Origin of the sequence: Microcystis sp. M49636_WE2 (assembly GCF_030065375.1) — a bacterium.
Classification (GTDB): domain Bacteria; phylum Cyanobacteriota; class Cyanobacteriia; order Cyanobacteriales; family Microcystaceae; genus Microcystis; species Microcystis aeruginosa_C.
The window spans coordinates 1-1,594 of sequence record NZ_JASJFG010000782.1; the positions used below are offsets into that span (position 1 = coordinate 1).

Sequence of the window (1,594 nt, forward strand, 5' to 3'; positions counted from 1 at the left end):
GGGTCGTTCCTACGATATCCAGCTACGACGCATCAAAGATAAGGTTCATGTCCAGGTAATGTGGAAATATCTCGAACAAGCTTCTTTTCCCCTCTCCGAGTCTGAATATCTGGAACATCTCAATGCGATCGCTAATTATCTTCACGAATGGGGTGGTTTTAGTCAATTTCAAGCTTTTATCCGCGAAACCCGCGAGCGTCCCCGTCTCGGTAAAGCGGTTAGTCTGCCCCTAGATCTAGGTGAAAGGGCATCGGAATGGCTGATCAGTGATCAGTGATCAATTATCAGTGACCAGTGGGATTGTTAACTGAACAGTATACTGCATTTAAATTGCGTCCCCACTCCCCCATCCCCTTCTCTAGACACAAAAAAGGCGTTAAGCTTAACCTCAACGCTTGCCTTTAATCTAATGACAGTGACTAGCTCTTGCGACGAGCGAAAGCACCAGCACCAGCAACGGCTAAGATACCGAGGATAGCAGAGGGTTCGGGTACGCCAATTGATTTTTGTCTGAAATCGTTGGTGATACTGTTAAGTGATCCGTTAACACTAGAGACAAAGAAAGTGTCTCTGACGTAAAGTTTCAGGATATTCGGATCAACTTGAACCGTTAGGCCAGGAGAGCCAATGCCACCAATATCCAGGCTTTTAGCCTCCGAGGTTCCGACCAAACTCGACCCGCCGAAAGCATCTGACCAAACCGTCTTGTTCAGAGAGACACCGGAGTCAGTCTGGCCAGTTGTGGTATAGCCAGCGCTGAATGCTTCGAACATCTTCGTCAAAAGTTCGTTGTCGGGAGTGTCGGGGTCATCAATGATCTCGATCGTGTAATCTATGACATAAGTACCAGATGAACTTAGCAGAGGGGTAGCTGGGGTGAAGGTGAAGGTGTGCAAATCGCCCAAGGGCAGCACGGTTTCCGTAATGGTCAGAAAATTGGCCGGGTCATTTATACCAATGCCAGATGAGTTGATGTGTGTAAACAACTTGTCCCCTTTTCGGCAAGGATTGGTCTTGAAATTGTTGAAACTTTGTGGCAAACACTCCTCCTGCGCCTGCACGGGGGCAGCACCAGCAAAGCCGAAAGCGGCAACGCTGCCAGCGATAGCAAGAGCGCCAGTGGTTAGTTGTCTAGATATGTTGGTGATCATTTTAAGTTGTTTGTCAATTTATTAATTAGGGCAGTAATGCGGAGACATCCGTAGTCTAGAATATTTATAACCTGGGAGCATCTGCCCTTTGACATAAATAGAAATGCTTAATGATCTCAATAAAAAAGTTAAAAAAGGCAACCATTTAGATAAGCACAGCGATGACGAAGGACTTGCGGTACATTACCAGATTCCCAACTTGCACCAGTAATTTTGGCTCTTCGTTACTCTTTATGCTAAATCAACATACAAGATGCCAAGACAACATACGTTACGTCATTTCTTCGGCTAACATTTAAAATATCTCCTTCTTTTAATTGTTCGAGTATATTCTCGGCTAGTCTTTTCGTATAGGTTCGTTTCTTGGCGACAAAATCTAACTCTTCGCTAAAGGGTTTCTGACAATTATCGCACTTAAATTGACGACGATTAACTTGTAGGTA

At 44.9% G+C, this 1,594-nt stretch carries 2 protein-coding genes and 1 pseudogene; 1 reads left to right on the forward strand and 2 read right to left on the reverse strand.

Going from position 1 to position 1,594, the window contains the following annotated elements:
- On the forward strand, nucleotides 1–277 hold a 277-nt coding region (locus PX484_RS17935), incomplete at its 5' end, for a DUF3067 family protein (RefSeq protein ID WP_288104986.1).
- A 142-nt stretch (nucleotides 278–419) separates the two neighbouring features.
- Here the strand turns inward: PX484_RS17935 and PX484_RS17940 are convergent.
- Both PX484_RS17940 and PX484_RS17945 read right to left on the reverse strand, forming a co-directional pair.
- Complete coding sequence (locus PX484_RS17940) at nucleotides 420–1,151, reverse strand: PEP-CTERM sorting domain-containing protein (protein ID WP_287768104.1); 732 nt, start codon at nucleotides 1,149–1,151, stop codon at nucleotides 420–422.
- A gap of 269 nt (nucleotides 1,152–1,420) precedes the next feature.
- Nucleotides 1,421–1,594, reverse strand: a pseudogene (locus tag PX484_RS17945) (ISL3 family transposase); the annotation flags it as partial.